This window comes from Exiguobacterium sp. PHA03 (genome assembly GCF_041945985.1).
GTDB lineage: Bacteria > Bacillota > Bacilli > Exiguobacteriales > Exiguobacteriaceae > Exiguobacterium_A.
Genome location: NZ_JAUTYQ010000001.1, coordinates 589,613 through 616,579, shown reverse-complemented (window position 1 = coordinate 616,579; position 26,967 = coordinate 589,613). Strand labels below are relative to the sequence as shown.

Annotated in this window: 32 protein-coding genes and 1 other annotated feature; of the genes, 15 read left to right on the top strand and 17 right to left on the bottom strand. The window is 45.9% G+C overall.

Annotated elements, in window-relative coordinates:
• The first annotated feature begins 56 nt into the window (after nt 1–56).
• Complete coding sequence (locus tag Q7C19_RS03210; RefSeq protein ID WP_375091593.1) at nt 57–707, top strand: hypothetical protein; 651 nt, start codon at nt 57–59, stop codon at nt 705–707.
• Between the two features lie 64 nt (nt 708–771).
• A complete protein-coding gene (locus Q7C19_RS03205; RefSeq protein WP_375091592.1) occupies nt 772–1,008 on the top strand; it encodes a hypothetical protein in 237 nt (78 codons plus the stop codon).
• On the opposite strand, the gene Q7C19_RS03200 is transcribed toward Q7C19_RS03205, so the two are convergent.
• On the bottom strand, nt 1,002–1,289 hold the full coding sequence (locus tag Q7C19_RS03200; protein WP_375091591.1) for a hypothetical protein: 288 nt from the start codon (nt 1,287–1,289) through the stop codon (nt 1,002–1,004). The two genes, Q7C19_RS03205 and Q7C19_RS03200, sit on opposite strands and share 7 nt — an antisense overlap.
• A gap of 57 nt (nt 1,290–1,346) precedes the next feature.
• Nucleotides 1,347–1,592 (bottom strand) — a binding site (T-box leader).
• An 86-nt stretch (nt 1,593–1,678) separates the two neighbouring features.
• Here Q7C19_RS03200 and Q7C19_RS03195 point away from each other — a divergent pair.
• Nucleotides 1,679–2,227: a GNAT family N-acetyltransferase gene (locus Q7C19_RS03195; RefSeq protein WP_375091589.1), complete on the top strand. Its 549-nt coding sequence runs from the start codon at nt 1,679–1,681 to the stop codon at nt 2,225–2,227.
• Nucleotides 2,228–2,231: 4 nt separating this feature from the next.
• Here the strand turns inward: Q7C19_RS03195 and Q7C19_RS03190 are convergent, their stop codons facing one another.
• The 6 genes from Q7C19_RS03190 to Q7C19_RS03165 form a co-directional block, all read right to left on the bottom strand.
• Nucleotides 2,232–2,651 carry a hypothetical protein gene (locus tag Q7C19_RS03190; RefSeq protein WP_375091588.1) on the bottom strand — a complete coding sequence of 140 codons (420 nt, stop codon included), beginning with the start codon at nt 2,649–2,651 and terminating at the stop codon, nt 2,232–2,234.
• 142 nt (nt 2,652–2,793) lie between these two features.
• Nucleotides 2,794–3,177 carry a hypothetical protein gene (locus tag Q7C19_RS03185; protein WP_375091587.1) on the bottom strand — a complete coding sequence of 128 codons (384 nt, stop codon included), beginning with the start codon at nt 3,175–3,177 and terminating at the stop codon, nt 2,794–2,796.
• A 1-nt stretch (nt 3,178) separates the two neighbouring features.
• On the bottom strand, nt 3,179–3,385 hold the full coding sequence (locus tag Q7C19_RS03180; protein ID WP_375091586.1) for a helix-turn-helix transcriptional regulator: 207 nt from the start codon (nt 3,383–3,385) through the stop codon (nt 3,179–3,181).
• Between the two features lie 210 nt (nt 3,386–3,595).
• The gene (locus Q7C19_RS03175) at nt 3,596–3,889 is read right to left on the bottom strand and encodes a putative quinol monooxygenase (RefSeq protein WP_290787345.1); all 294 of its coding nucleotides are present in this window, start codon (nt 3,887–3,889) and stop codon (nt 3,596–3,598) included.
• Between the two features lie 20 nt (nt 3,890–3,909).
• On the bottom strand, nt 3,910–4,734 hold the full coding sequence (locus Q7C19_RS03170) for an SDR family oxidoreductase (protein ID WP_290787348.1): 825 nt from the start codon (nt 4,732–4,734) through the stop codon (nt 3,910–3,912).
• 112 nt (nt 4,735–4,846) lie between these two features.
• On the bottom strand, nt 4,847–5,071 hold the full coding sequence (locus Q7C19_RS03165) for a DUF2188 domain-containing protein (RefSeq protein WP_375091585.1): 225 nt from the start codon (nt 5,069–5,071) through the stop codon (nt 4,847–4,849).
• Nucleotides 5,072–5,213: 142 nt separating this feature from the next.
• Between Q7C19_RS03165 and Q7C19_RS03160 the strand changes: the two genes are divergently transcribed.
• The 3 genes from Q7C19_RS03160 to solA all read left to right on the top strand — a co-directional run bounded on the left by Q7C19_RS03160 (nt 5,214) and on the right by solA (nt 9,023).
• Nucleotides 5,214–5,681 (top strand): DUF2975 domain-containing protein, encoded by a 468-nt coding sequence (locus Q7C19_RS03160; RefSeq protein WP_290787355.1) that lies wholly within the window; start codon nt 5,214–5,216, stop codon nt 5,679–5,681.
• Nucleotides 5,682–6,112: 431 nt separating this feature from the next.
• The gene (locus Q7C19_RS03155; protein ID WP_375091584.1) at nt 6,113–7,810 is read left to right on the top strand and encodes a methyl-accepting chemotaxis protein; all 1,698 of its coding nucleotides are present in this window, start codon (nt 6,113–6,115) and stop codon (nt 7,808–7,810) included.
• Between the two features lie 70 nt (nt 7,811–7,880).
• Nucleotides 7,881–9,023, top strand: coding sequence for an N-methyl-L-tryptophan oxidase (gene solA / locus Q7C19_RS03150; protein WP_375091583.1), 1,143 nt, complete (start codon nt 7,881–7,883; stop codon nt 9,021–9,023).
• Nucleotides 9,024–9,081: 58 nt separating this feature from the next.
• Here solA and Q7C19_RS03145 read toward each other — a convergent pair whose 3' ends face one another.
• Complete coding sequence (locus Q7C19_RS03145) at nt 9,082–9,351, bottom strand: hypothetical protein (RefSeq protein WP_329470694.1); 270 nt, start codon at nt 9,349–9,351, stop codon at nt 9,082–9,084.
• Nucleotides 9,352–9,501: 150 nt separating this feature from the next.
• Here Q7C19_RS03145 and Q7C19_RS03140 point away from each other — a divergent pair, with 150 nt between their 5' ends.
• The 4 genes from Q7C19_RS03140 (at nt 9,502) to Q7C19_RS03125 (ending at nt 11,996) form a co-directional block, all read left to right on the top strand.
• Complete coding sequence (locus Q7C19_RS03140; protein ID WP_375091582.1) at nt 9,502–10,020, top strand: transcriptional regulator; 519 nt, start codon at nt 9,502–9,504, stop codon at nt 10,018–10,020.
• A 100-nt stretch (nt 10,021–10,120) separates the two neighbouring features.
• Nucleotides 10,121–10,348, top strand: coding sequence for a PLDc N-terminal domain-containing protein (locus tag Q7C19_RS03135; protein WP_290787375.1), 228 nt, complete (start codon nt 10,121–10,123; stop codon nt 10,346–10,348).
• Nucleotides 10,345–11,229: an ABC transporter ATP-binding protein gene (locus Q7C19_RS03130; protein WP_375091581.1), complete on the top strand. Its 885-nt coding sequence runs from the start codon at nt 10,345–10,347 to the stop codon at nt 11,227–11,229. Before Q7C19_RS03135 ends, Q7C19_RS03130 begins: the two co-directional genes overlap by 4 nt.
• Nucleotides 11,226–11,996: an ABC transporter permease gene (locus tag Q7C19_RS03125; protein ID WP_375091580.1), complete on the top strand. Its 771-nt coding sequence runs from the start codon at nt 11,226–11,228 to the stop codon at nt 11,994–11,996. The genes Q7C19_RS03130 and Q7C19_RS03125 overlap by 4 nt, the downstream gene beginning before the upstream one ends.
• 46 nt (nt 11,997–12,042) lie before the next feature.
• Here Q7C19_RS03125 and Q7C19_RS03120 read toward each other — a convergent pair whose 3' ends face one another.
• From Q7C19_RS03120 to nikA, 5 genes are read right to left on the bottom strand one after another with little or no spacing between them, the layout of a single operon-like run.
• Complete coding sequence (locus Q7C19_RS03120; RefSeq protein ID WP_375091579.1) at nt 12,043–12,840, bottom strand: ATP-binding cassette domain-containing protein; 798 nt, start codon at nt 12,838–12,840, stop codon at nt 12,043–12,045.
• Nucleotides 12,837–13,643 (bottom strand): ABC transporter ATP-binding protein, encoded by an 807-nt coding sequence (locus tag Q7C19_RS03115; protein ID WP_375091578.1) that lies wholly within the window; start codon nt 13,641–13,643, stop codon nt 12,837–12,839. Before Q7C19_RS03115 ends, Q7C19_RS03120 begins: the two co-directional genes overlap by 4 nt.
• A complete protein-coding gene (nikC, locus tag Q7C19_RS03110; RefSeq protein ID WP_374120232.1) occupies nt 13,640–14,485 on the bottom strand; it encodes a nickel ABC transporter permease subunit NikC in 846 nt (281 codons plus the stop codon). The genes Q7C19_RS03115 and nikC overlap by 4 nt, the downstream gene beginning before the upstream one ends.
• Nucleotides 14,482–15,423, bottom strand: coding sequence for a nickel ABC transporter permease (nikB, locus tag Q7C19_RS03105; protein WP_290757121.1), 942 nt, complete (start codon nt 15,421–15,423; stop codon nt 14,482–14,484). Before nikB ends, nikC begins: the two co-directional genes overlap by 4 nt.
• Nucleotides 15,424–15,435: 12 nt before the next feature.
• On the bottom strand, nt 15,436–17,046 hold the full coding sequence (nikA, locus tag Q7C19_RS03100; RefSeq protein ID WP_290787387.1) for a nickel ABC transporter substrate-binding protein: 1,611 nt from the start codon (nt 17,044–17,046) through the stop codon (nt 15,436–15,438).
• A 253-nt stretch (nt 17,047–17,299) separates the two neighbouring features.
• Between nikA and Q7C19_RS03095 the strand changes: the two genes are divergently transcribed.
• Nucleotides 17,300–17,857 carry a hypothetical protein gene (locus Q7C19_RS03095; RefSeq protein ID WP_375091577.1) on the top strand — a complete coding sequence of 186 codons (558 nt, stop codon included), beginning with the start codon at nt 17,300–17,302 and terminating at the stop codon, nt 17,855–17,857.
• A gap of 108 nt (nt 17,858–17,965) precedes the next feature.
• Here the strand turns inward: Q7C19_RS03095 and Q7C19_RS03090 are convergent, their stop codons facing one another.
• The 4 genes from Q7C19_RS03090 to Q7C19_RS03075 form a co-directional block, all read right to left on the bottom strand.
• On the bottom strand, nt 17,966–19,228 hold the full coding sequence (locus Q7C19_RS03090) for a PTS ascorbate transporter subunit IIC (protein ID WP_290775143.1): 1,263 nt from the start codon (nt 19,226–19,228) through the stop codon (nt 17,966–17,968).
• Nucleotides 19,229–19,260: 32 nt separating this feature from the next.
• On the bottom strand, nt 19,261–19,527 hold the full coding sequence (locus Q7C19_RS03085; RefSeq protein WP_290775141.1) for a PTS sugar transporter subunit IIB: 267 nt from the start codon (nt 19,525–19,527) through the stop codon (nt 19,261–19,263).
• Nucleotides 19,528–19,530: 3 nt separating this feature from the next.
• Nucleotides 19,531–21,546, bottom strand: a complete 2,016-nt coding sequence (locus Q7C19_RS03080; RefSeq protein ID WP_375091576.1) for a BglG family transcription antiterminator — start codon at nt 21,544–21,546, stop codon at nt 19,531–19,533.
• A 237-nt stretch (nt 21,547–21,783) separates the two neighbouring features.
• Nucleotides 21,784–22,740 (bottom strand): sensor domain-containing diguanylate cyclase, encoded by a 957-nt coding sequence (locus tag Q7C19_RS03075; RefSeq protein ID WP_375091575.1) that lies wholly within the window; start codon nt 22,738–22,740, stop codon nt 21,784–21,786.
• A gap of 382 nt (nt 22,741–23,122) precedes the next feature.
• Here Q7C19_RS03075 and Q7C19_RS03070 point away from each other — a divergent pair, with 382 nt between their 5' ends.
• Genes Q7C19_RS03070 through Q7C19_RS03055 form a run of 4 tightly spaced genes read left to right on the top strand, consistent with a single transcriptional unit; the run spans nt 23,123 to nt 26,941 of the window.
• Nucleotides 23,123–24,115, top strand: coding sequence for a siderophore ABC transporter substrate-binding protein (locus Q7C19_RS03070; protein ID WP_375091574.1), 993 nt, complete (start codon nt 23,123–23,125; stop codon nt 24,113–24,115).
• A gap of 20 nt (nt 24,116–24,135) precedes the next feature.
• Entirely contained in the window at nt 24,136–25,131 is a 996-nt protein-coding gene (locus Q7C19_RS03065) for an ABC transporter permease (RefSeq protein ID WP_375091573.1), read from the top strand.
• Nucleotides 25,128–26,192 carry an iron chelate uptake ABC transporter family permease subunit gene (locus Q7C19_RS03060; RefSeq protein ID WP_375091572.1) on the top strand — a complete coding sequence of 355 codons (1,065 nt, stop codon included), beginning with the start codon at nt 25,128–25,130 and terminating at the stop codon, nt 26,190–26,192. Before Q7C19_RS03065 ends, Q7C19_RS03060 begins: the two co-directional genes overlap by 4 nt.
• Nucleotides 26,189–26,941, top strand: coding sequence for an iron ABC transporter ATP-binding protein (locus tag Q7C19_RS03055; protein ID WP_375091571.1), 753 nt, complete (start codon nt 26,189–26,191; stop codon nt 26,939–26,941). Before Q7C19_RS03060 ends, Q7C19_RS03055 begins: the two co-directional genes overlap by 4 nt.
• Nucleotides 26,942–26,967 lie beyond the last annotated feature (26 nt).

Below are 26,967 nucleotides of genomic sequence, written 5' to 3'. Positions count from 1 at the left end.
ATTACGAATGGAAAGTCTGATTTTTCAGATATATTTATGCCTGAGAGGATGTTTTGATGAAATTATTAATCGCTCAACCAAAACGCGAGACCGGACTCGAGCAATTCGAACGTGAAATCGCCGCTTATCCTGAAGTCGATCTGATCGTCTATCCGGAAGGGTATTGTACGGTCAATGAACTCGAACGCGTACAATATCTTGCCAAGCAGTTCAAAACAGCTGTCGTCCTAGGTTACAAAGATACGACGAATCTCGATCGCGCCGTCATTATTGATGCGACTGGTACAATTCTTCTTGATCGCGCAAAAACACCAGAAGCTGGACCTCTTTATACACCATCAACAGTAAACGACGGGTCGTCCCGTTATGGGTACGTCCTTTGCCGCGAAATCTTCTTAAGAAACGATGGACTGCGCGAAGAATCCGAACTTGATTTCATCTTCAATCCGATCGGTGTCGGCATGTTTAGTGAAGAACAATACGTCGAGTGGTCCGGTGTAGCGCGTATCATCAGTCAGGCGCAACAAGCGCTCATGATCGGGACGAGTCATGCCGATGGTTCGTACCGTAACTGTGGTTTTTCAATTCCGATTGCCTTCGTCTATGACGAAACCGGTGAGCCGTTACTGTTGTCTCATAACGATACGCGGACACGCTTGTTTGATACTGTCACGCGGCACGTCGAGATTGTCGGTATACCGTCTTGATCGTAAATGAACACACGCTTCTTCCGGACAGAAGAAGCGTGTCATTCCTTCAGGAGGTACTCATATGTCTCAAACCGGTCGTGCGTCATTCTTTTGGAAACGATACTTCTATGTCTTCTTTCCTTTATTCATCTTCGGGGTCAGTCACGAATCGTACTTGGTCGATAATCCGTTAGCTAACCTTGAGGACATCGGCGAGTTCGTCTTCTTCTTTTGCCTTTATCTTTTTAATTTTGCCGTTCTCTCTGCTTTGGTGACGAATCTGTGGTGGTTCTTCCTTCCGACAAAACAAACTCACTGAGACACGGATTTTTGATACGAAACGAGTGTCGCTCGTTCATTGAGCGGTTGACTGACACCGGTCAATCGGTAACCCATCTTCTCAAAGAAATAACAATTGCACGTCTCTTCGCGAATCGTTCGCAGTTCCCATGCCGCAGCAGTCGGTGGACCTTCATAGAATACAAATTCTGCTTCCGTGCGTTGCTCAACCGATCGTGCGAAGACCTGGTCTCGTTTCCATCTGTTTCGGATACGGTCCTCCCGTTGTTGTACGGTTTCTGCTTGGTTTTGTGACGTCATCTCTTGTTCGCTCCTTTAATCGGTAACTAAGAGAATACAAAAAAGTCCGCCCCCTTTGACAGGGACGGACTTCACCGCGATATCACCCATATTCCGTCGAGAATGCTTGTTCTCGACAGCACTTAGTTGCACACTATCATGTGCATTCCATGTAACGGTGGACACCCGGTCACACTTACTGAATGGTTCAGCGTGACTTCTCAGAGAGGATCTTCATGATTGATCTGGCTACCGGTTCTCAGCAATCCCGGTTTTCTGTAAGGCAGAGAAACAATCATTACTCTTTCTCGTCAACGAAATGATATGCTCTTGTTGTGGAGAATCTTACCATATGCCTTAAACGTTAAACAACACTTTTTTTACATTTTCTTGAAAAGGAGTTTTTTTGAATGGTACATACTTTCCCAACGCTTAAAACGAACCGTCTCGCCTTACGCGAAGTGTTACCCACAGATGCTACGAGTGTCCTTGCTTATTTATCAGACGAACACGTCGTCAAACAGATGGGACTCGCTCCCTTTCAATCGGAAGCTGACGCCCTCGAAGAGATTGATTGGTACGCTTCGATTCGTCGTGAGAGTACGGGCATCCGTTTTGGGATCGCTTTATCAGAAGACGATGTCATCATCGGTAGTTGCGGTTTCTTGAATCAATCGGAACGCCATCAGCGGGCTGAAATCGGGTTTGAGCTGAACCCTGCCTATCAGGGACAAGGCATCGCGAAGGAAGCAGCGCTTGCGGTGATCGAATATGGTTTTAAGGAACTTTCGCTCAACCGAATCGAAGCACTCGTTTTACCCGATAATGCCACATCGCAACGATTGCTTGAACGACTTGGTTTTCAGCGTGAAGGGTTGCTTCGTCAATATGAAAAAACACGCGGTCAATTTGATGATTTGTATATGTACTCGTTATTGCAGAGTGATTGGTCTGTCTAAGGTCTCACATTAGATTTCTGGACTCTAAGTCTTTTATCCGTCGGTAGACTTCTTCTACTTCTGATTGTGCAAACCAGACATCGGGATGCTTTTCAAACATCAACAAACTGATATACAAATCGATGTTATCAGGATCTAGTTCGGCTGCTTTTTTGGCATGGAATAAAGCGATTACGCAAGCTCCCTCGAGATGACAAAGTGGATGTAGCATCAATGAAGATGTCAGATCATGTATCTCACTTGATTCATGGTGTTGTAGTAAATAATTCATAAAAGCATATATAGTGAGATTAAACGTCTCAAACCCTACACTAAGGATCATGTCGAATCGCTTTTTTTCCGTTAACTCCAAAAATAGTTTCGCTGCTTTCTCAAAGTCCATCACAGCAATATATTTTCGCAACCGGTACTCTAACTCTTCCACGTCGGTTGTCCTCCTCGATTGAAAATCCGCTATTGTTCATCAACATTTTCCACTAACAAAGACATGTTCTTAATACTTAGAATGTGTCTTTTTATAATGTATTACAATATTTCTCCTACAGATGCTCAACTATCATTCCTTTTCATCGATAAGATCGTGCTTTCATGAACTCAATGATCGGTAAGATAACTAAAGCAATCGCGAATAAGACGATCAATAACAGATTCGCTGATTTATGTAAAAAGTAATCGAGACAGATACATCCAAAAATCAGGACAATCAGGATTTTATAGCTAATAAGTCCACTCTCCGCCGTAATCTTTTTGCCGAGCTCATCATCAGGTACCGGACGCTCGTCCTCTCCTGACCGTGCCCACGTAAAATACGAGAAGAACATGATCATCAGAATAGCCAATTGCACGAGCGAGAAGAACGTTACATTGTTTTCGAAGATCATACTAATGATAGTAAGACTCGCAAGTATCACGAGCGTCACTAAAAATAGAACTGTTTTTTTCTTAGACATCTCATTCCTCCTGTTCTGAAATGAACAGATGATCGACTTGTGTTCGTAAGACTTTGGCGATATTAAATGCTAATTGTAATGTCGGATCATACTTGTTGTTTTCAATCGCATTGATCGTCTGGCGACTGACCTGACAGCGGTCAGCCAGTTCTTGTTGCGATAATTTTGCTGCTAGACGTCGCTCCTTGATGTGGTTTCTCACGTTCATTCCTCCACGACGTGTCAAATTCTTTTTACATCTCCACTGTAATGAACTTCTCTCATCATGTCAAAAACTATTGACATTTCAGATTCAAATTTAATATGAAAAAGCACTCTCTGTTCATCAGAAAGTGCTTTGATCTTTATCTCAAGTTGCTTGAATTTCTTTTTATCGTTCAGGATTGATCGTCTGACATGGAAAGTAACTAAAATGTTCTTACATATGAACTCGAAAAGTATTTGTTTCTTCTACTACGACTACCGGTAGACTAGGAGCAAGCGGAACGAATTTTTGTAGCTCATGCGAGAGCGAGTCTTGATACGCAGCTGCGGAACTCCAAATCTCGTATGTGAGAATCGTCTCCGATTGTTTATCTGACACATTAATCGTATATAAAATACATTCGGATTGTTCCAAGACAAGTTGTTGTAGCTCATTCAATACTTGAAATAAAGCTTCCTGATCATTTTCTGTGCATTTATAATGTGTCAGAACACCAAACTGATCCATGCCACTTCCTCCTCACTCCATCAAGCTAATTCAATCCCACCAGTGACTCCATAAATTTGTGCTGTGATGTAACTTGCTTCGTCTGAGGCAAGTAGCACATAAGTACTTGCGAGTTCAGCAGGCTGACCACAACGCCCGAGTGGCGTGTCTTTTCCGAAATCCTGCATCTGATCCGGCAGTAATCCTCCTGTGAACTGAAGTGGCGTCCAAATGGGACCAGGTGCAATACCATTGACACGTATGCCGCTCGGTGCTAATTGTTTCGCAAGACCTCGCGTAAAGCCATTTAAAGCAAATTTTGTCGATGCGTAGTCTAGCAATATTTCACTTGGATGATAAGCTTGAACCGATGTAGTCGTTATGATTGTCGATCCAGGCTTCAAAAATGGAACTGCTGCCTTCACCATCCAAAATGCAGAGAATACATTGACTTCGAATGTTCTTTTAAGTTGTTTTGTCTCAAGATTTGAAATATGCTCTACAGGGTTCTGTGTCCCTGCAATTAATGTCAGCGAATCTAATCCGCCTAGGCATTGATGTGCTTCTTGGACGAGTTGAACGCAGTACGCTTCATCGGATAGGTCACCTGGAATTAAATACGCTGTACGCCCTGCTTGTTCTACCAGTGCTTTTACTTCTTCGGCATCTGCTTGCTCTTCAGGTAAGTATGAAAGGACCAGGTCTGCCCCTTCCCGCGCATAAGCAATGGCAACGGCTCGACCGATACCTGAATCTCCGCCTGTAATTAAGATTTTTTTGTTGAGTAATTTATTGTTTCCTTTATAGGATTGTTCTCCGTGATCCAGTTGTCTCGTATGTTCAATCGAAAAGTTCGCCTCAGCCATAAAACATATCTCCTTTATACTTGTTTAAATTATTTTTCCCTGCCACACATAATTCAAACCGATTTTTAGTAGAGTAAAAAAAAGCACTTCCTATACATTCAGGAAGTGCTTTTTATCCTTTTGGCGGGAAAGGATCATGCCCATACGAATCCTTTTCACGAACTTGTCCTTCTTTATTGTGAATCAATAATTCTGTTTTTTGTTTTTTCGCAATCCGTCGCCCTTCTGCGATAGCTTCTTTCTGTGTCTCGAATCGTTTTGTTGCTCGGGTCGCTCCGGCTGCTTTCACTTGATAACCGCCTTTGGGATGCGGGGAGATATGTTGATTTCGTCGCATAGTATAGCTCCTTTCTGCGGTATGTTTCATCTCTAAATACTTGCTTGAGATCCACATGTACTCTACCTTTAAAATTTTAATAACATTTTATTTTATGAAGTATACTAAAAGAAAGTGTCCGACTTGAAAGGAAGCGTGAATCATGAACCGGCTCATTTGGCATGTTCGTTATTTAAAATTCATTATGATTTGTATCCTGATCGGTTTGTTATGCATAGCTGGTATTGGAATTCCTCTTGTATGGCATGGACTTTCAGAACAATTGCTCTTCGAACGCCCTGGCTACTTCGTATTGATCATGGCTTATATCGTGTTGATTCCAGTCCTGTTCATTTTGATTCAAATGTTGCGGCTATTGCAATACTTTGTGACGGACCCGCTTCCATTGCCTTTAATCACATCTTCCATCCAATCATTGAAGCTGAATTGTTACGTGATTTCAGTAATGACCTTATGCGTCTTCCCTGTCTTTTTTTACATCGGTCAAATCGATGATGCACCTGGCTTGATCCTCGTTGGTATTAGTTTAATCCTTATCCCTTTGACAGTTGGTTCCTTACTTGCTTGCATCCAACAACTTCTATTACGAAACCTGCAGTCCGTCAAGTAATTTACGCCCTATCACATTGATGTGTGTCCTGATGTCCCTGTTTCAACAGGATTTTCGATTGACAATGTAAACACGTCATTAATCGAAAGGTTGCCTTTTTTGTGCTGACCGCATGTCTTCGTAATTCATTTTCATATACATGTCTTGCTTTGATTCGATGATCGACTTCACTTTCCATCTCGATCCCTCTTCCCTCAATTTGTATTTTTTTCTATTTAATATGTGCCCTGAATCATTCTTGATAAATCCTTTTTTTAGAAGAAATAGTTTGTCTTCCAGCGGTGGCATAAAAAAAATCGTTAAAAGGTCCTGTTTAATATGTATTTTACCGACCGATAAATGAATTATAGATAGAAAATATGAGTTGAGAGGACTAGTTACACGTGAAGAACACAACCAAGAACCATTCCATCCGAACACGCCTTTTAGTAATGATTAGTTTAATTTTGATTGCCTTTTTTGTTTTTAGTAGTCTGGCCTTATACTTCAATACGAAGCAAACTGCGGTTTCAACGCTTAAAGCGACCGCCGAAAAGGACGCGCTTCGCATCAGCAAGACATTCGACACGGCGGCTTACAGCGAATTTCTACAATCGCCTATCGCGTCTGAGCAATATGAAACGTTACGAAACGAACTCGATACATTACGTAAGCAAAACGGACTCCTGTATGCATACACAGTACGCATCGACCAAAATAAGGTCCGTTTGCTGATTGACGGTCTCCCAAAGAAAGATGCGGCTAAAATTGATGCGCCAGCAAGCGGTGCAAAAGTCGCGGATATGCAGGATGTATTAAAAGGCGACACACATGCGACGGACATCATTAATGATCCTGTGAATGGACAGTATATGAGCATCTACGTTCCGTTAAAAGATGCGTCCGGTCAAGTCATCGGTATTCTTGGAACCGACATCGCTGCGAAGGAAGTCAATGCGCTTACGACGGATCTATTACAACAAAACGCTCCGATTTTCATCGGGTTAATGCTCCTGCTGTTAACGATCACCCTCGTCTTGCTCTACATCGTGCTCGGTCGAAAATTACGTCCGCTCGAGACGTTACAGAAAGTCGCCGCCTTGATTGCCGACGGACGACTGAATCAGGCGAAACAGACGTTGAGCGATTTGACAATCGCTTCAAAGGACGAAATCTATGCGCTTGCGACCTCGATTCGTGATATGAATGAGATGCTGCGGACGATGATCGTTGATATTAAACAGACAGCCACTCTCGTCTCGACGACGAGTCAATCGATTGATCAAAGTACATCAGAAGTACTCGACGGATCTGAGCAAATCGCTCATACGATGTCGGAAATCGCAACGGGAACTGAAAGTCAGACGCAAGTCACGCTTTCATTGAATGACGAGATGAATCAGTTCGCAGCATTAATCGAGACGACGAATCAGTCTGGTGTCGAAATTCAAGGAACGACGGATCAGATGGCAATACTGACACGAGTCGGACGGGATCAAATGTCTGCGTCCGTTGAACAGATGCGCCACATTCACCAGCACGTCACCCAGTCTGCTGAACAGATTGATCTTCTGAAACAGCAATCATCAGATATTCAAACACTCGTTGGCATCATCCGAGGTATTTCCGAGCAGACGAATCTACTCGCCCTCAATGCCGCGATCGAAGCAGCACGGGCTGGTGAACAAGGCAAAGGCTTCGCCGTCGTTGCGACCGAAGTCAAGAATCTTTCAAGCCACGTCGCAAGTAGTGTCAGTGAAATCGCAACAATCGTCACGTCGATTGAAGACAGTGCGCAGCAGATGCAACACAGTTTCAAGACAACGGTTGAAGCAACAGCAGCCGGTAAGCAGATCGTCCTTGATACGGATACAACGTTCGAACGATTGACGGATCAAGTCACGCACGTCTCGTCAGCAACACAGCAGATGACGCAACAGATGGAAGACGTCTTGCAGGCAGAGCGATTTATTCGCAATGCCTTGACGGAAATTGCCGCTGTTGCGGAAGAGCATACGGCAAGTAACGAGGAAGTCGCCGCTGCGTCTGAACAGATGATTGCGACGATCACGACGTTACGTACGCTCGTCGGTGATTTAAACGCACGAACGGAACACTTAGAACAAGAAGCCCGTCGCTTCGAGATTTGATGTCACATTTGTCATGTTTTGGTTCTCACTTTATACTGATATGAATATACATACGAAGGAGTCGAACCAAATGTCCCAATATGATGTCATCATCGTCGGTGCCGGATCCATGGGAATGGCAGCCGGCTACTATCTTTCACAAACCAATCAAAACATTCTACTGTTAGATGCCCACAATCCGCCACATGATCAAGCAAGTCATCACGGGGAGACACGGATCATCCGCCATGCCTATGGTGAAGGTGAAGCCTATGTACCGCTCGCGTTAGCTGCGCAAAGCTTATGGTACGAGTTAGAACAGATCAGCGGTCGGAACTTGTTCCTAAACACTGGCGTCTTGAACGCTGGTCAACGCTCGTCCCGCTCGATGCAGACGATCATCAAGAGTGCTGAGCAGTATGATTTGCCGCTCGAGGTCCTGACGGCTGAGGAAGTTAGAACCCGCTGGTCCGGCTTAACGATGCCCGACGATTATATCGGTTGTTTTGAACCGACGTCTGGTGTATTGAAGTGCGAGGATTGTATTGAAGCGTATCGCGATCTTGCTGTCGCGAACGGTGTCGACATCCGGACGAATGCAACAGTGACGACGCTTACTGCTCATGCCACTGGTGTTAACGTGACGGTTGGATCAGACATCTATTCAGCTGACGCGTTGATCGTCGCAGCCGGGGCTTGGTCTGGTCCGTTGCTCGAACAGACCGGCCTCTCCTTACCGCTTCGCCCGGTCCGAAAGACGTTTGCCTGGTTTGAAGCAGCGGAAGAAGTATTTAACGATGCGGCGTTCCCTGCTTTTGCCTTTGATACACCCGCCGGTTATTATTACGGTTTTCCAAGCATCGCTCAAGCCGGTCTGAAAATCGGACGCCACGATGGCGGCATCCCGGTTGATCCGAATCATCCACGCCGTCCATTTGGTCAAGAAGCCGGTGATCTGGCAGATTTACGACAGTTCACGAACACATTCATACCCTCGATCGATACCTTATCTCATGGCAAAACATGTCTTTATACGATGACGCCAGATGAGGACTTCATCATCGATCTGCACCCGGACTATCCGCACATCGCGATTGCCGCCGGCTTTTCCGGTCACGGATTCAAGTTCAGCAGCTTGGTCGGAAAAGTCCTTAGTGAATTGATCATGGAACGATCGACGAATGAACCGATCGCACCGTTCGCCATTGAACGATTTGCGAAACAAGGCATATGAAATGACAAAGACCGGCAACGAAAATTCGTTGTCGGTCTTCTCTATCAACGGTATGATTTCACACCGATTCCTTCGATTCTTGCTGATTTTTTGCAGCTAGTTTTTCATGCTGCTTTTTTTCATCTTCACTCCACCAGCCGTGGATAAATAATACGAGTCCAACGAGCAATGCACTTATCGGGAAAAACGATAAACCGTATTCTCCAAGGTTTTCTCCTAGAAATTCGGGTGATAATTCAATATACGCTTGGAATAATTGAACGATGAAGAATAAGAAAAAACTAGTAACGAGTGCATATGTACCATAGCGATAACTTATATTTTTCATATGATGACTCCTTTCTTTACAATATTCTAGTATAAATCATTCAAGAGAGGCATCACATTTCCTCTTTTTTCATTATCATTTTTAAGAATGTTTCCAAAAACATGCTAAGATAGTTTTAGGAAACGATTAAATGAAGGAGGGGAACACGACGTGAACTTTAATCTCTTCAAAAACCATGTCCGTTTTAAGATTGCGCTCGAATTGATTGATCTCGAAGATGGTTTATCAATCATGCAATTGAATCAACGCTTAACGGATGTACCGCAGTCGACCTTGTACCGGCAAGTCAATGCGATGATGGACGATCAGTTGTTGAAAGTCGTTGCCGTCCATCGTGTCGGAAAAGTCGAGGAGAAAATTTATGCCTTAAACACAAGCGGTTATCAAATTAGCGAAGCAGACTGGAACAGTGCGACGTACGACGAAAAAGTGAATTTCGTCTCGTTCTACTTCATGTATGTTTTACAGCAGTACCAAACATACTTCGAACAGACCGTTCAAACGGAAGGTCAGGACTATTCGACGTTCTCGATTGCTAAACTGCAACTGACGGATGAAACCTTTAATGATTTCCAAGAGGAAATGCAGACTTTGCTCGAAAAATATCATCACTTAGAGACGGAAGACCAAGCAAAAGAACGGACTGTCTCGCTCGTCATCTTACCGTAAACACTCTCTTTATTCAGGAGAGTGTTTTTTTATCAGTACATCTTTTATTGACTTTTCTATTTTCATTATTGATAATGGAAATAGAAAAGGAGGGTGTTTCATGAATACAGATTTCTCTGCCTTATCACAAATCGACTGGGAACGCTTTTTGCCCCTATTATTGATTTACATCTCCATCAACCTGATTCTACTCAGCTGCGCCTGTATCGATTGGTTTAGACGCAAGGACCGGATTGCGACACCGGCGGTATGGTTAATGGTCATTCTTCTCGTCCAACCGATTGGCTCGATTCTTTACTTCGTCATCGGAAGGAGGACGACGGCATGATTCAGATTTCCAATCTCCAGCTTTCACTTCAACGACGTCTCATTCTAGACGATATTTCCTTTACGATTCACGAACATGAATGTCTCGGACTGATTGGTCCAAATGGTGCCGGAAAGACGACACTTCTGAAATGTCTAAGCGGCATGATCGAGAGTGATCGTGGTTCCATCACGATGTCTTCCCGCCCCATCCGGCAACAGCAGCAATCAATCGGCTATTTATCACAACAGACCGACTTTAAAGCTTGGATGACGTGCGAACAGTCCCTGCGTTTCTTCGGTCGCTTGTCGGGGCTTGATCGCGCAACGTTAAATAAGCGGATTCCAATTGTCTTACAAGAAGTGGGACTACACGCTCAACAAGCAGAAGTCATCGAATGCTTGTCCGGCGGGATGCGCCAACGTCTCGGGATCGCCCAAGCGATCTTACATGAACCGACATTTCTGATTCTCGATGAACCAGCTTCCGCCCTTGATCCAAGTGGTCGGCATGATATCAATCAGTTGATCCTCCGTTTAAAGAAACGGATGACGATCATCGTCTCGACACACCTCTTAGAAGATGCGAAAACATGTTGCGACCGCTTCCTCGTCATCAAACATGGAAAATTGCTTGGTCCGCTCGACAATCAACGCAACGTGGATCAATACCGGATTCAAGTCGAGACGCTTACACCTGTCCTACCGTTTTCTGCGACGCTATTTCCACGAGTCGAGATTAATCGAATCAACCCATGCTGCTATCAGTTCTCCGCACAGCAGCCACTTGATCTTTCAGAGTTAGCGACCACCTTGATTCAACAGGGATGGTCGATTGCTTCGATCGCCTATCAACCGATTGGACTCGAGGAACGGTTCCTCGACATGGTGGCGGACGTATGAGGACGTTTTATACACTGACGCTGACCGAGTGGTTGGAAGCGTGGAAAGAATGGAAAATCGTCTGGTTACCGCTGTTTTTCATTGCTCTCGGCGTGACGCAACCATTACTGTTGATGTATATGGATGTCTTACTCGCACACGTCGGAAACGCGGATGGCATCATTGTTGACCCAAATCGTCCTGCTCCGCAATCACTTGACGTCTTCAGCGCAACGATTCATGGACAGTTCAATCAGCTTGGCTTGATCGTTCTGATCATGAGCTTCATGGGACTGCTAGCGTCAGATCGCCAAACCGGCATGCAGGATTTCATTTTAACGCGTCCCGTTTCTCGGAATGTCTATCTGCTATCGAAATGGTTCAGTCACGGAATGATCAGTTTATTCGGAATTCTAATCGGGGCACTCACGTCCTATTGTCTGACCGTCTATTGGTTCGGATTCCTTTCGCCGATGCTTGCGCTACGCATCATCCTCGATTTTAGTCTTTGGACGTTATTCGTCGTTAGTCTGACATTACTGATCAGCACCTTCTTGCAACGCGCTGTACCAATTGGCATCCTATCGCTCGTCGTTTCCTTACTACTTGTTGCACTGCCTTCACTAATGCCAGACATTCTATTCTTTATGCCTAGTGCGCTTCTGTCGGTTCCATCGAGTACGTCGCTTTTTTCTTCGTCCCATCTGTTCGGTGTCATTTCTTGTCTCGTTTGGATTGTCCTCACACTCGGCTGGTCGACACTTCGGTTCCGAAAAACGGCTTACTGATCCGACTCTACAACAAAAAAGGATAACGGAGGCGTTCAGCAGTCCGTTATCCTTTGTTTGGTTGTGTCTTTCGAATCGTTCGTTGTCTTGGGTGCATGGCAAGCTTCGCTTGACGCATCCGTTCAACGGCAGGATCCGTCGCAGCATCGAACGCCACTAGACTCGGGTAATGACCGACAAGGCGTCCCTGCTCCAAAATTGCAAAGCTGTCACAGAGTTGCTCGGCAGCTTTAATGTCATGGGTGATGAAGACATATGTTAAGCCGTGTTTTCGCTTTAAATCAGCTAGCAAAGCGAGAATCAATCGTTTGTTGACCATGTCGAGACTACTGACCGCTTCGTCTAACACGATCAGGCGTGGTTCGGCAGCAATCGCTCGCGCAATCGCGATCCGCTGCAGTTGCCCGCCACTGAACTGCGCCGGATATTTCGTCAAATCCGTTGCCTTGAGTCCGACTTGTTCAATAAGCGTGACGAGACGTTGTTGCCGCGCATCTCCCTTTAAACGAATGAAGTTATCAAGCGGTTCCGCAATGATATCAGCCGCTGTCAGTTTCGGATTGACGGCAGCAAACGAGTCCTGAAAGACGACTTGGACGTCACCTTGAAACGGACGTTTTGTCGCGTGGCGATCGACACCGTTAAACCAGATCGTTCCGCTCGAGGGACGTTCGAGTCCGAGCAATAGTCGTCCGAGCGTACTTTTCCCGGCACCGCTCGATCCGAGCAACCCGAGACAGCGTCCGGCTTCAAGCGTCAATGAGACTTCGTGTAAGACAATCTGTGCTGGTTGAAACCGGCGCTTGTAGACATGCGAGACTTGATCAATTTGCAGTAGACTCATCCGAACGCCTCCCTTCCGATATGCTGTGCGAGAAGTGACTGCGTATACGGATGCTGCGGTCGATCAAACAATTCAAAGACATCCGCCTGTTCGACGATCCGTCCTTGTTGCATGACGAGGACTTCGTCTGCAAGTTCAGCGATCACACCAAGATCGTGCGAGATGAGTAACATCGCCGTTCCGTAGGTCGCCCGCATCCGTTCAAGTAACTCAAGAACCGTCTTTTGATTGAAGACGTCGAGCGCGGTCGTTGGTTCGTCGGCAATCAGGACGCTCGGGCGAAGGGCGACGGCTAAAGCGATCATGATCCGTTGCAACATCCCGCCACTCAGCTCGAACGGATAAGCTTTGAGCAACCGGGCGGCATCTGTTAGATTAACTTCTTCAAGTGCCGTCATCGCTTGCTGTTTCGCTTCACGCTTTGAACAACGTGAATGGGTTTGAATCGTCTCGATCATCTGGTGCCCGATCGAGTAGACCGGTGTGAAGGCACTCATCGGATTTTGCATGATGAATGCGATCTCACCACCCCGAATCGACCGAACAGCGCGTTCCGATAAGGGAAGGATTGATTTTCCGTTCAGTCGGATATCACCGGTCACGTCTGTTGTTTGCGGATTAAGCAGACGCATCAACGCAAGACTCGTCACTGTCTTCCCACAACCACTTTCTCCGACAAGACCGAGGATTTGACCTGGTTGAATCGAGAACGTCACCCCTTCGATCAATGTTACTTGTTGTTTCGTACGGACGGTCAGACCGTCGACAGCTAAGATCGGTTTGATACGGGCACCTCCTCTCATTTCATCGTTTTTGATACACCGAATCGTTCTGCTAACTGTTCTCCTACTAGATTAAAGCTGATGATGACGAGCATGATCGCAAGTCCCGGATAAATCATCAATTCCGGATTCGTCCGGATGTACGATTTTCCTTCATGAATCATCGCGCCCCACTCGGCTGTCGGTGACTGGACACCAAGCCCAAGGAACGACATCGCCGAGATATCCATGATCGCCCAGCCCATCTCAAGTGTCCCAATGACGAGTAGCGGAGGTAAGATGTTCGGCAGGATGTGCGTCCGGATGATCTTCCATGAAGATGAACCGTTGACGCGAGCAGCCGCGATGAACGCTTCCGTCTTCAACGTCATGACCATTCCGCGGAACATCCGCGCGTAATAAACCCACTGGACGAGCATCAAGGCGATGATGACCTGCTTGAGACCCGGACCAAAGATACCGACTAGACCGAGGACGAGTATCAGACTCGGAAACGCCATTACACCGTCGCACAGACGCATTAAGAGTTGATCGACCCAACCGCCACGATAGCCGGCAAGTGTTCCGACGAACAATCCGATTGCAAGTGAGGCGATGAAAATCAACACGGCACACCCGAGTGAGATCCGCGCACCATAGATCAAGCGCGACAAGAGACAACGTCCGAGCTGGTCGGTTCCGAGCGGATAGGCTGACGAAGGTCCATGAAGCTTTTGCGTCAAGTCGACTAGATTCGGATCATGCGGCGCAATCCACGGTGCAAACAACGCAACGCCTGCCATGCCAATCAAGACGAGGGCACAGAGATAAAGAAGCGGTGTATATCGCGACCGAATCATCGTTGCTGGAAGTGGCGTATTCATACTGCTCCTCCTTTTTTCGCTAGTCGTGGATCGAGCACGGCTTGAATGATATCAACGAGCAAACTGCTGCCGATGAAGACGAGTGCCGCGAGAAAGACGTAGCCTTGGATGACCGGCATGTCTCGATCAAAGATCGCTTCGATGAAGTAGCGACCGAAGCCAGGCCACGAGAAAACGGTCTCGACGATGATCGTTCCCGTCAGCAACTTCCCGAGGTTCATCCCAAGACCCGTGATCATTGGCGGAATCGCCATCCGAAGGACGTGTTTACCAAGAATCCGTCCTTCCTTTAATCCACGTGTCCGGGCAAACAAGACATACGGTTCATTCAATGCTTCAATCACACTTCCGCGCAGCAAGCGTGTATACAGGGCAATCAATGGAAACGCGAGTGTCAATGCCGGTAAGATCAAGTGCATTACGCTTCCTGTTCCCCCGACCGGAAACCAATCAAGCTTTACGGCAAAGAAAAAGATGAACAGATATCCGAGCCAAAACGACGGAATCGAAGCCCCGATGAAGGCGATTCCCCGACTCAGATGGTCAAAGAAGCCATTTTTCTTAATGCCGGCAAGGAACCCGAGTGGAATACTGATGACAAGCGCCAGCAACAGACTCGTCAAAGCCAGTTCGACTGTCGGTGGTAAGCGGAGCAAGACATCTTCAAGGACCGGTTTACCCGATAGATACGATGTTCCGAAATCAAGCTGCGCCAAGCGGATGACGGCATCGATATATTGTTTATAAAACGGTTGATCGAGCCCGAATTCTGCTCGTTTTGCCGCGAGCAGTTCATCCGTCGGTTGGATATGGGCAGCAGATAGATAGGCCTGTGCCGGATCAACCGGTGACAAATGAATTAACCCGGTCAGAATCAAGACAGCAAGTAACAAGATCGGGATGACGGATAATATACGTTTGACGAGGAAGACCCCCATGTCATCCCTCCTTTACTTGATTCCGATACGCGCGAATGGACTCTCGTCTCGGTTCGCAGGGAACTGGAAGTTCGTCACATCCGATTGATAGATCGCCATCTTCTTCAAGTACGAGATTGGAATTAACGCACCTTGATCTTGGAGCGATGGCAGAATGTCGGCGTACATCTTCTGACGCTTTGTTTCGTCCGTCGTCTTCAAGACATCTTTGATCTCTTGCAAGAGTTGTTCTTTATTCGGATAAGCCGAAATCGCTTCCTTGAAGCCGAAGCCATCCGTATCAATCAGGTTCACGAACGTATGCGGATCATACGGTGCACCGAAGTTACTGTAGAAGTTGATATCAAACCGGTTATCCTTGAAGCGCTGGACTTGATCCGGTAGTTCGACGGCTTCTGTCTTCAGCTCGACACCAATTTTCGACCATTCCGACTGAAGTGTCTCGGCCATCGCCTTTTGGACCTGTTCGGCTGCGTCATACATCATCCCGATTTGCAACGGTTGACCGTCCTTGACGCGGACCTTCTCGCCTTTTGGCAGTTTCCAGCCTGCTTCATCAAGAAGACGATTCGCTTCCTTGACGTCATAATCCCGTTGCTTCACTTTCAAGTTCGATGTGTACGGCATGTTCGGTGGCAACAAGTAATCAGCTGGAGCTTCTAATCCCGACGTGATCCCTTCAACGAGGGCGGCTTTATCGAACCCGTGCTGTAACGCCTGGCGGACGCGTTCGTCAGACAGACGTTTATTTTTCGTGTTCAAGACGAGGAGACGCGTCGCGACTGGTTCAGACATCTGCGTTTTGTACGACTTATCCGTCTTCAACTGGTTGAAGGCATCGATGCTGATCGCCCCTTCCCCGTAAATCAGATCAACCTGTCCTTTTTCGAGTGCTAAGACACGTGTCTCCGCATCCGGGATGATGTCGACCTTGATGTGATCGACGTTCGGCTTCGGTCCCCAGTAGTTCTTGTTAACCTTAAACGTCGCATACTGATCCGGTTTGTACTCGTCGAGCATCCATGGACCTGTCCCGACTTCCTTTTTGACACCTTTCGATGTATCGCCGTTCTCCGGGAATCCAGCCTCTCCGAGGAAACGTACCGGACGGACGACCGCGAGTTCCTGAATCGTCGGGTAATAGGCTTCGGATAATGTCAGACGGAATGTCTTCGCATCAACCGCTTCCGTCTTCTCGATTTTCGTGATGAACCCAAGCCAGCTATGTAAGGCTTTTTGTTTAAGGATCGCATCAAAATTCTTTTTGACGATGGCTGCGTCGAACGTCGAACCGTCTGAGAACTTGACGCCGTCACGGAGCGTGAACGTATACGTTTTTCCGTCTTCAGAAATCTTCCAAGATGAGGCTAAGTATGGCTCAAGCTTTCCACCTTCGCCGTAGTGGACGAGTGGCTCATAGATCATCGACTGTGCAAACAGTTGTGATGGGTTATAGACGTGTGGGTTCATCGTTCCAACGTCGCGTGGCCACGCGAGCGTCAATGTATCTTTATCTTTTCGCTCTCCTGTCGACTCGCCCGGGTTCGAGCAGCCGATCAATAATGATGTCAAAGACAGGATCGAGACGGTAGAAATCAGTAATTTTTTACGGTTAACGTTCATTGTAAGCAGATCCCCCAACTTGTATTGATAATCATTTTCAATTGTAAGAGGGAAAGATAAGGATTGTCAATGAATAATCTAGATGTTGACTGGACTTTAAGCGCTTTTTGACAGGGTTTCCACAATTAACAGAGAACGTTCTGAGCACGTCTCTTTTTTGTAAATAATTGTAATCAAATACGTTAAACGGTATCCTAATCTGTAGGATATGTCTCTTGTGCAACAAGACGATTCGTATTGAAAGAATGATGTTATGTCACGACTGGTTTCCTCCGTCTCGCTTGTGTTTCTCGCTCTCCTCTTGGTGCTTCCTTTGCTAATGATCGATGGGCTGATTTTATCCGTCGGAGATGTTTCCTACGACTCGTTCGTTGGTTGCCTTGTGTTTCTCTTATGTTTCTATCTCGCGAGTCTACTTGTTAGCGTCATCTTCGACGGAACGATGCGTGCGTTCGGTGGCCTTTTTAAGCGCCCTATCTCGAACGTACTCTTTGCCGTAGTGAATTTTTGGGTAAGTTTAAGTGTCTTGCTTTGGATGGATCTCTACATTGAGTCCATCACGATTTCTCTCGCGACGAAAATCGTACTTGCGTCCGTACATACGGTATTGTTTTACCTGATTCATCAATCAGGAGATTTGACTGCTAAATCTTCCGAAGTCACCGAATCACATGATCCAGTCGTAAAGGAAGCCCTCCGCTTGTTAGAGAATGAGGATCCTGTGAAGTGTGTCGAGACGTTGTGTCTCAGGTTTCCTGACCGTCCGAAAAAAGACATCATTCGGATCGTCCATCGCTTACATAGCAATTAAAAAGACCTGACTGCTTCTGAATGATTTCAGAAGCGTCAGGTCTTTTTCGATGAGTAGAAATGAATCGCTCATTTTTTTTATAACGAGCTAAGTAATCAATACGCTTATTTAACTAAATAGAGAAACAATCCAACTAATCAAAATTCCGACGAATGCAAAGTCAGAATCTCCGAATGTCGTTCCTTCGAAACCGAGATTTCCGAGTAACGGTAGAAGGAAGGCTGGTAAAAAGCTGATGAGAATACCGTTTGCAAACGATCCAAGTATTGCACCCCGTCTTCCCCCAGTCGCATTACCGAATACGCCGGCAGCAGCACCTGTAAAGAAATGAGGCACTAATCCAGGAACGATGATTGATAATCCGAGTAAAGGTAAGAAGAACATTGAAATCAATCCAGCGACAAAACTAGATAGAAAACCGATGATGACCGCGTTTGGCGCGAATGGGAAGACTGTTGGACAATCTAGCGCCGGTTTTGCATTCGGTACGAGTTTATCCGCGATTCCTTTAAATGCTGGTACGATTTCTGAAATTAACATCCGAACACCGGCAAGTACGATGTAGACTCCTGCCGCGAACGTAATAGCTTGAATGATAGAGAAAACGATATAGTTCGATCCACTCGATAATTCTTTTTCAATGAATCCTGGTCCGGCAAATAATGCAACGACAACAAAGAGTAACGTCATCGTCAAAGAGACGGCAACAGATGTATCTCTTAAGAATCCTAATTGTTTAGGTACCTTGATTTGCTCCGTTGAGTGTTCTTTATTTCCCGCATATTTTCCGATCGTTCCAGAAATAAAGTATCCGAGAGAACCAAAGTGCCCAACTGCAAAGTCATCAGAACCAGTGATTTGTCGAACGAATGGTTGTAAGAGTGCTGGAAAAAGAACCATACATAATCCAAGTAGAATCGAACCCACAACAACTAATAGAACACCGCTCAATCCGGAAACTGAAAGAATTGCTGCAAGTAAACTCGCCATAAATAACGTATGATGTCCAGTCAAGAAGATGTACTTAAATGGTGTAAACCGTGCCAAAACAATGTTCATGACCATTCCGAACACCATGATCATTGCAGTCTCTACACCAAATGCATCTTGAGCAACTGCTACGATTGCTTCGTTATTTGGAATGATTCCCCGAATGCTGAATGCATGATCGAACATTTTACTAAAGATTTCGAGTGCTGCGATGATGACACCGGCTCCTGCGCCGATAATGATAAAGCCCATGATCGTCTTGAGTGTTCCCGAAACCACTGTCGCAATATCCTTTTTTTGCAACAGTAATCCAACAAGAGCAAATATACCGAGCAGGATTGCTGGCGTTCCTAAAATATCTCGCATAAGTAAATCAAGCAAGGTCAGTCCCCCCTTCTTTTAAGTGTTTTTACTTAAAGTCTCGTACTAAGTTGTGTTTTGATGTCTTCGATATTCATGACATTTTCAAGTGCAACGATATCGCGTGTACCGTTGTCGAGCGAAACAATGATATCTTTTGCGCCTAGATAAATATCAGCAGGTTCAGTTTGAGCCGTCGATAGATCCGTATGAGAAACATCTGCCTCTTTTCCCATTTGTTCAAGTGCCTTTTTAACGTTGAGTTCCATGATGAAGCTTGATCCAAGTCCGTTTCCACATACTACTAAAATTTTCTTCATGATTTAGTCCTCCTCAGAATATGGTTCGATGATTGTTTCAATTTCTGCTACAGAGTTTGCTTCTAGCAAACGTGTGACATCCACTTGATTTCCTAAAAGATTCGTCAGCTGACTTAGCGCTTTAAGATGTGTTGTTTGATCAATGGCGGCAAGAACAAAGAACAGACGGACTTCTTTATCTTGTGGAAATAAAACAGGTTCTTCTAATTTCAAAATACTCATTCCTAGTTGAAGTACTCCGTCTTCTGGTCGTGCGTGCGGAATCGCCACATTTGGCATCAAAACAATATATGGACCATGAGACTCAACGTTTTGAATCATCGTCTCGATGTACGACGGTTGAATTTTCTTCTCGAGCAGTAAAGGGCTTGCTGCCACTCGAATGGCATCCATCCACGAATCCACACGTTGGTGTAGCTGTATTTGGTTTGTTGTGATTAAATCATTTAGCACCGGTTGTCCTCCTTGTAGCAGTTTTTGTTGTTTTGGAAATAACAACTGATTTAAAGCCTGTCGCAACGCCGATTCACTATCGATTGTTGCATGTTGTTTGATGACAGCAATTAAATCTTCCAATTGAATTCCATCTGCTTGGTTTCGTTTTAGAAAACGTTGCTCTACCGAACGTCTTAATGTAATTTGCTCAAAACGTGTTGGTAATGTAGGTACAAGCATGACATCTGCCTGTAAATGAATGCTCTCTTCTAACGGAACTGTCGTAAAAATGACATCGATGATTTCAACGAATTGACCGACTTCTCGTTGTGACACCGGTGGTAAAAATACAATCTCCGGAAATTGATTTTTGAGAATGTAATCGAGCATATGCGATACGCTAATCCCACTTGGACAGACGACAATTGCTTTTAACTTTTTATCCAATTGCTCTCCTTGCTGATTTAGATGTGTAGCAAAGTGAAGCGTATAGTACATGACTTCGACATCTGGTATATCTTGATTCATCAATTTGCGGAATGGTTCTAGTGCTTTCGATACAAGAACATGTAAAACTTGATGTTCTTCCATGACATACCGCTTCAATTCCGATGAAGATTCCAAACCTGAATAAAGGCGTTGCATCGTAGCTTTCGAGTGAAGTACTAACTTTTCACAAAGAGCTTCTTTTTCGATAATGAAAGTGCAAGAAATCGTCTCAAAATGAGTAATTACCTCATGCATGACTGCAGAAAGGCGAATATGAAGATCTTTTTGAATTTCCTCTTCTATCTTCGGACCGCTTTGAATAAGGAGATCTAACGTATCAACGAATAGTGTTCGTTCTTCGAAATACGAAATGAGTGTCGAATCAATGTCTTTCATGAACAGCGGTTCTTCACTCGGAACGATTTCCTTTATTGCTAGCGATCGACCCATCATCAAAAAATAAGAAAGTTTTTCTCGATGCTCTTCTACAAATTGAAATTGTTGTTGTGCTTCATATGATTCGATTTGTTGTTTCGCTTTAATTAAACGCTCTGACCAATCATCAATGATCATAGCCATCAAATCATTTTTCGTAGAAAGTCGAATTAAGCGCTCAATTGCTCGATACATATACAAATAAATAGTTTGTAGATGTCCGTAGAAGTGATATCCATCTTTTCGAGAATAATTGAGTGTAATTCCAAATTGAACGGCATCTTTTTTCACAGCGTTTAAGCTTTCTTGCACTGTAAATTTCGATACATTTAACAACTGTTGATAATGAACGGAAGATACAAAATCGTCTTCCATCATCGTATAGAACGTGATCAACAACTCACGTTCTTCTTCTGAAAAGATTAATTCAGCCTTCTCTAGCTTTTCTCCAATCCCCTTATCAGCTGGAATCGTTAAAATCGATCCATTCACATCAATCAATGGGAAGTGATGATATCCTAGCCATTCCTGAATACGTTCGATTTCATACTCCAAAGTGCGTTTGGAATACGGTAAGATTGTTAATAAAAATGGAATTTGTACGATCTCTTCATGAAGAATCACATGAAGGATTCGTTTGCTTTTCTCGTTCAGTAACATTAGTGGAGGCCCTCCTACGCATTCAGTATAAAACGAAAACAGTTGCTTTTTGTAAGCGTTTACGATTGAAGTTTGTTCTGGCTCATGACAAAAAACTGTCTCTACTTTCTCAACACAAAAAAACACTCATTCGCTACATGAGTGTTTTACAAGCAATTTAATTTTTATTTGTACTTTACCATACTAAAACAAGCATCCTGTTCTATAACGAACAAATATTCATGGGCATGGTAGACTTTACTCTTTTACTAACTCGTAAAATTGATACGTATTCTTTCCTGACGACTTAGCGGCATATAGCGCGACATCTGCCTGCTGTAGCAAGGCTTTTAACTCTGGACGAAATTCGGTGTCATACATTACAATCCCGATACTTGTCGACACTCGGTAGTCTGTTTCCCACTCACTTAACGAAGTGACGATCCGCTTCGCGAGTCGCTCCCACCCTTCCCTTGAATCAGCATGACCGAAATGGAGGATGAACTCATCGCCTCCTAGGCGCACGGCCATCGCATCGTCTTGTTCGCGCACGAACTGTCGTAGACGTTGCGCGACCTCTTGCAAAACAATGTCCCCCGTCTCATGTCCAAAGACGTCGTTGACTTGCTTAAAGCCATCGAGATCAAGGAAGAACACCGCCCCTGTCTGTCCGGGATGATCCTCGAACTGCTTCGTTAAGTACCGCCGATTATACAGTCCTGTCAACGCATCCTTCCAAGCATGACGCTCAAGCTCTAAGTAGTACAAAAAGAGTCGGACGATCCGTTGCAGCAGCTGAACATTCTTCTGTTCATACAAGCTGACCCGATTATTGATCGCACATAACGTGCCGAACGTTTCCCCGCTCGTCAAGACGATTGGAATCCCTAAATAGGACCGGACGTGAGCCTCCTCCAAACCTTTTCGCCAATCGCCGAGTTGTTCCGCGTTCGGAATATCTTCGAGGACGACCGGCTGTTTCGTCTCGAAATCAACCAGTTTACATAATGATTGGTTCAATTCAATTTGCATGCCTTCTACCATCGGAATATCTGCTTTATCGTTTGCAATCTTTAACATCCGTTGTTGCCCTGCTTCGATTGCTGATAAGTACAACATCTGATCCGGTAAAATCTCTTTTGCGAAATCGAGTACATCGTCTGCGAGCTCATCAAAATTTTGATACATCTTCAATTCTTCAAATAGTTGATTCATACAGCACCTCATTTCAAAGTCGTCTTCTACGGTGTCTCTGATTTGAAAATTTGATACATATATTACCACTTTCTCTTTTTGAAGTCGTCTAAACCTCTGTTGCTTAAAAGCGTCCGATGGTCCTATTTCTACATCCAAATGAGAAGGATTATCATTTTTTTATTTTTGTATAGTTTATAGAAGTAAAAAACCGTTCCAGGTAATTCCTTGGAAAATGGCGTTGCGTCTTCCGAATTCGTTTGCTATGATTCTCAGTGAACATGACAATGATAATCATTATCACTTATTGAGAACAGATTAATCACGTAGTCATACATAATCCATCTGCTGCTCAATCCGTGATTTATGTGTTATCAAATCAAATATGAGGAGCTGAATCATCATGGGGAAATGGAAAACACCACTCGTCGTGAGTTCGCTTGCTGTTTTACTCGCAGCATGCGGGAACGCAGGAGAAGCAGACACGAAGAAGGACGCCGAGGCACCAAAGACGATCAAAATCAAAGACGCACACGGAACGGTCAACGTTCCGGTTGATCCGAAGAAAGTCGTCGCACTCGACAACCGGACATTCGAGACGCTTGCCGCATGGGACGTCGAACTCGCAGCAGCACCAGTCGGACTGCTCCCGGCTGAGTCACCTTATGCAAAAGATAAGGATATCGTCGATGTCGGCATGCACTTCGAACCGAACCTCGAAGCGATCGCTGGTGTCAATCCGGACGTCGTCATCGTCGGGCAGCGTTTCGCTGATCATTATGAAGACATCAAAAAACTCGTTCCAAACGCCGCTGTCATCGATCTTGACATCGCATTACCGGAAGACTCTGGTACGCCAGGTGAGTTACTCGTCAAAGGACTTGAAGATACGACTGAGACACTCGGACAGATCTTCGATAAAAAACAAGAAGCGGATCAGCTCGTGACGACACTCGAGCAATCGATCAAAGACGTCAAAAAATCGTATAACGGACAGGACAGCGTCATGTCGGTCATCGTCTCGGGTGGCGATATTGGATTCTCAGCGCCGATGAGTGGACGTGTCTTCGGACCGATGTATGATTTGTTCGACTGGAAACCAGCGCTCGAAGTTAAACAAAAATCAGGGAACGATCAAGGTGATGAAGTCTCGGTCGAAGCGATTGCTCAAAGTAACCCGGACTGGCTACTCGTCCTTGACCGTGACGCGCCACTCGGAAACGCAGAAGGTGCCGTACCGGCGCAAGATGTCATCGACCGTGCGCCTGCTCTGCAAAAAACGAAAGCAATCAAAGACGACAACATCGTCTATGCACCAAAAGATACGTACTTAAACGAATCGATCCAGACGTACTCGGAATTCTTTACTGACATCGCGAAAGCGCTCAAGAAGTAATGGCACATGCACAGCAACAAATGAATGGAAGAGTTGAGCCACCCGCTCGACCTTCCTTTTCTGTCGTTTGGACGAAGCCGTTCGTCTTGACCTTATGTCTCGTCTTAGCGCTCGCAACGGTGTCCCTCTTCACCGGCGTCTACGAACTACGGAGTGCCGCGAACGATTTCGATATGTTCTGGATCACGCGCGTTCCGCGAACACTTGCCTTGATGCTGACCGGTGCTGCGATGGCGATGGCAGGACTTGTCATGCAACTGATCACCCAAAACCGGCTCGTTGAACCAACGACGACGGGAACGATCGAATGGGCGGGACTCGGACTGTTAGCCGTTTACTTACTCATTCCGGCACCGTCGCTAATGATGCGGATGACCGGTGCCATCGTGTTTGCATTCATCGGGACGATGGTCTTCTTCTGGTTTCTCCGTTCGGTCCGACTGCGGTCATCATTAATCGTCCCAATCATCGGTCTGATGCTCGGAGCCGTCATCTCTGCGATTTCAACGTTCCTCGGCTTGTTCTTCCGTGCCAGTCAGGCAATCGAAGGCTGGTTCGTCGGTTCGTTCGCGTCCGTTCAGATCGGTCGCTACGAGTATCTCTGGATCATCATCGGAGTCACGGTCTGTATCTTCTTCCTTGCGAGTCGCTTGACGCTCGTTGGGCTTGGCGAAGACATCGCGACGAGTCTCGGTGTCAACTACAACCGGCTGATGCTGATTGCGACCGGACTAATTGCCCTATCCGTCGGTGTCGTCGCGACTGTCATTGGCAATTTGCCCTTCCTCGGCTTGATCGTTCCGAACATAGTCTCGATGTTTCGCGGTGACGATCTTCGTAGTAATTTGCCGTGGGTCTGTCTGATTGGCATGGCAACGATTTTAATTAGTGATCTGATTTCACGCACGATCATCCGCCCGTTTGAACTGCCGGTCTCCTTGATTCTCGGAACGGTCGGAGCAGCCGTCTTCATCATCATTCTGTTACGTCGGCGGAAGACTGGAGGTGTCAGATGAGTACCGCGATTAGACAACAAGAACATACAAGAAATCAACCGAGCGTTACACGTGAAACCAATCGCCGGGCGTCTGCCTTTCAGTCGAAACGACTCGAGCGCCGCTACTGGATTCTCCTCATCCTGTTCCTTAGCGGCGGAGTGTTCAGTACGATTGGTCTCTTGCTCTACAATAATCCGGTTCCGGTTGATTCTCCGTCCTTTTGGCCGGTCGTCGAACGCCGGATCACGGCAGTCATCACGATGGCGATTGCAACAATTTGCCAAAGTCTCGCGACCGTCGCCTTTCATTCGATCACGAGCAACCGGATCATCACACCGTCCCTGCTTGGTTTTGATGCCCTTTACTCAACGATCCAGACATCGATGATCTTTTTCTTCGGTGCGGGAGCACTCGTTGGCTTTACCGGCACGAGCTCCTTTTTGACACAGGTCGCGATCATGCTCGCGATGAGCCTCTTGTTATACGGCTGGTTATTGTCTGGTAAGTACGCGAACTTGCAATTGATGTTACTCGTCGGAATCATTCTCGGTACTGGTCTCAACTCGCTATCGTCATTCATGCGAAAGATGCTCGCGCCGTCCGAGTTCGACATCTTACAAGCGCGCCTGTTCGGTTCGGTCACGAATGCCGACGCAGCTTACTTCCCGATCGTCATTCCGGTCGTCCTCGTCGTTGGTCTGTTGCTCTACTTTTCGTCCGGACGACTCAACGTCGTCGCACTCGGAAAAGAGGTCGCGACATCGTTCGGTGTCAATCATCGCGGCAGTGTCATCTACTTCTTGATTTTGATTTCACTCCTGATGTCGATGTCGACGGCTCTGATCGGACCATTGACGTTCTTTGGTTTCTTAGTGGCGACGCTCAGCTATCAAGTCGCTGCGACATACGATCATAAATATGTTTTCCCGATGGCATTCGCAATTGGTTTCTTCGTTTTAACGACTGCCTATTTCTTCATGTATCACATTTTCAACACGCCAAGTGTCGTCTCCGTCATCATCGAACTGTTCGGCGGGCTGATTTTCCTTATCGTGTTGCTTAGAAAGAGGTCCCTATGATATCACTCGAACAAGTTAAAAAATCGTATACAGACGATGTCAGAATCGGTCCAATCGACTTAACGATCCCAAAAGGTGGATTCACGGCGTTGATCGGTCCAAACGGCGCTGGCAAGTCGACGACGTTGATGATGATCGGCCGTTTGCTTGATCTCGATGCCGGACAGATCGAAGTCGCCGGGATGGACGTGACAAGTAGCAAATCGAAAGACTTAGCAAAGATCATCACGATCTTGCGACAAGAAAATCATTTCGTGACCCGGCTGACGGTCCGACAGCTCGTCGGTTTCGGACGGTTCCCCTACTCACAAGGTCGCCTGACAACGGACGACGAAACAATCATTTCGAAATACATTGATTTCCTCGAGTTGACATCGCTTGAGAACCGCTATCTCGATGAATTATCGGGTGGACAGCGGCAACGAGCTTATGTTGCGATGGTTCTTTGTCAGGAAACGGAATATGTCTTACTCGACGAGCCACTCAATAACCTCGATATCGCCCGCTCAGTCCAGATGATGGGTTATCTACGACACGTCGCTGATACGTTTGGACGAACGATCATCACCGTCTTGCACGATATCAATTTTGCCGCGAAATACGCCGATCACATCTGTGCGATGAAGGACGGACAAATTGCCGCCTTCGGAACAGTCGCCGAGGTCATGGATGAAGCGCTATTATCCGAGATCTTTGAGACACGACTTGAGATCATCGAAGGTCCGTATGGTCCGATTGCTGTCTATTGATACTTTAATTGAAATGAGGAATGAAC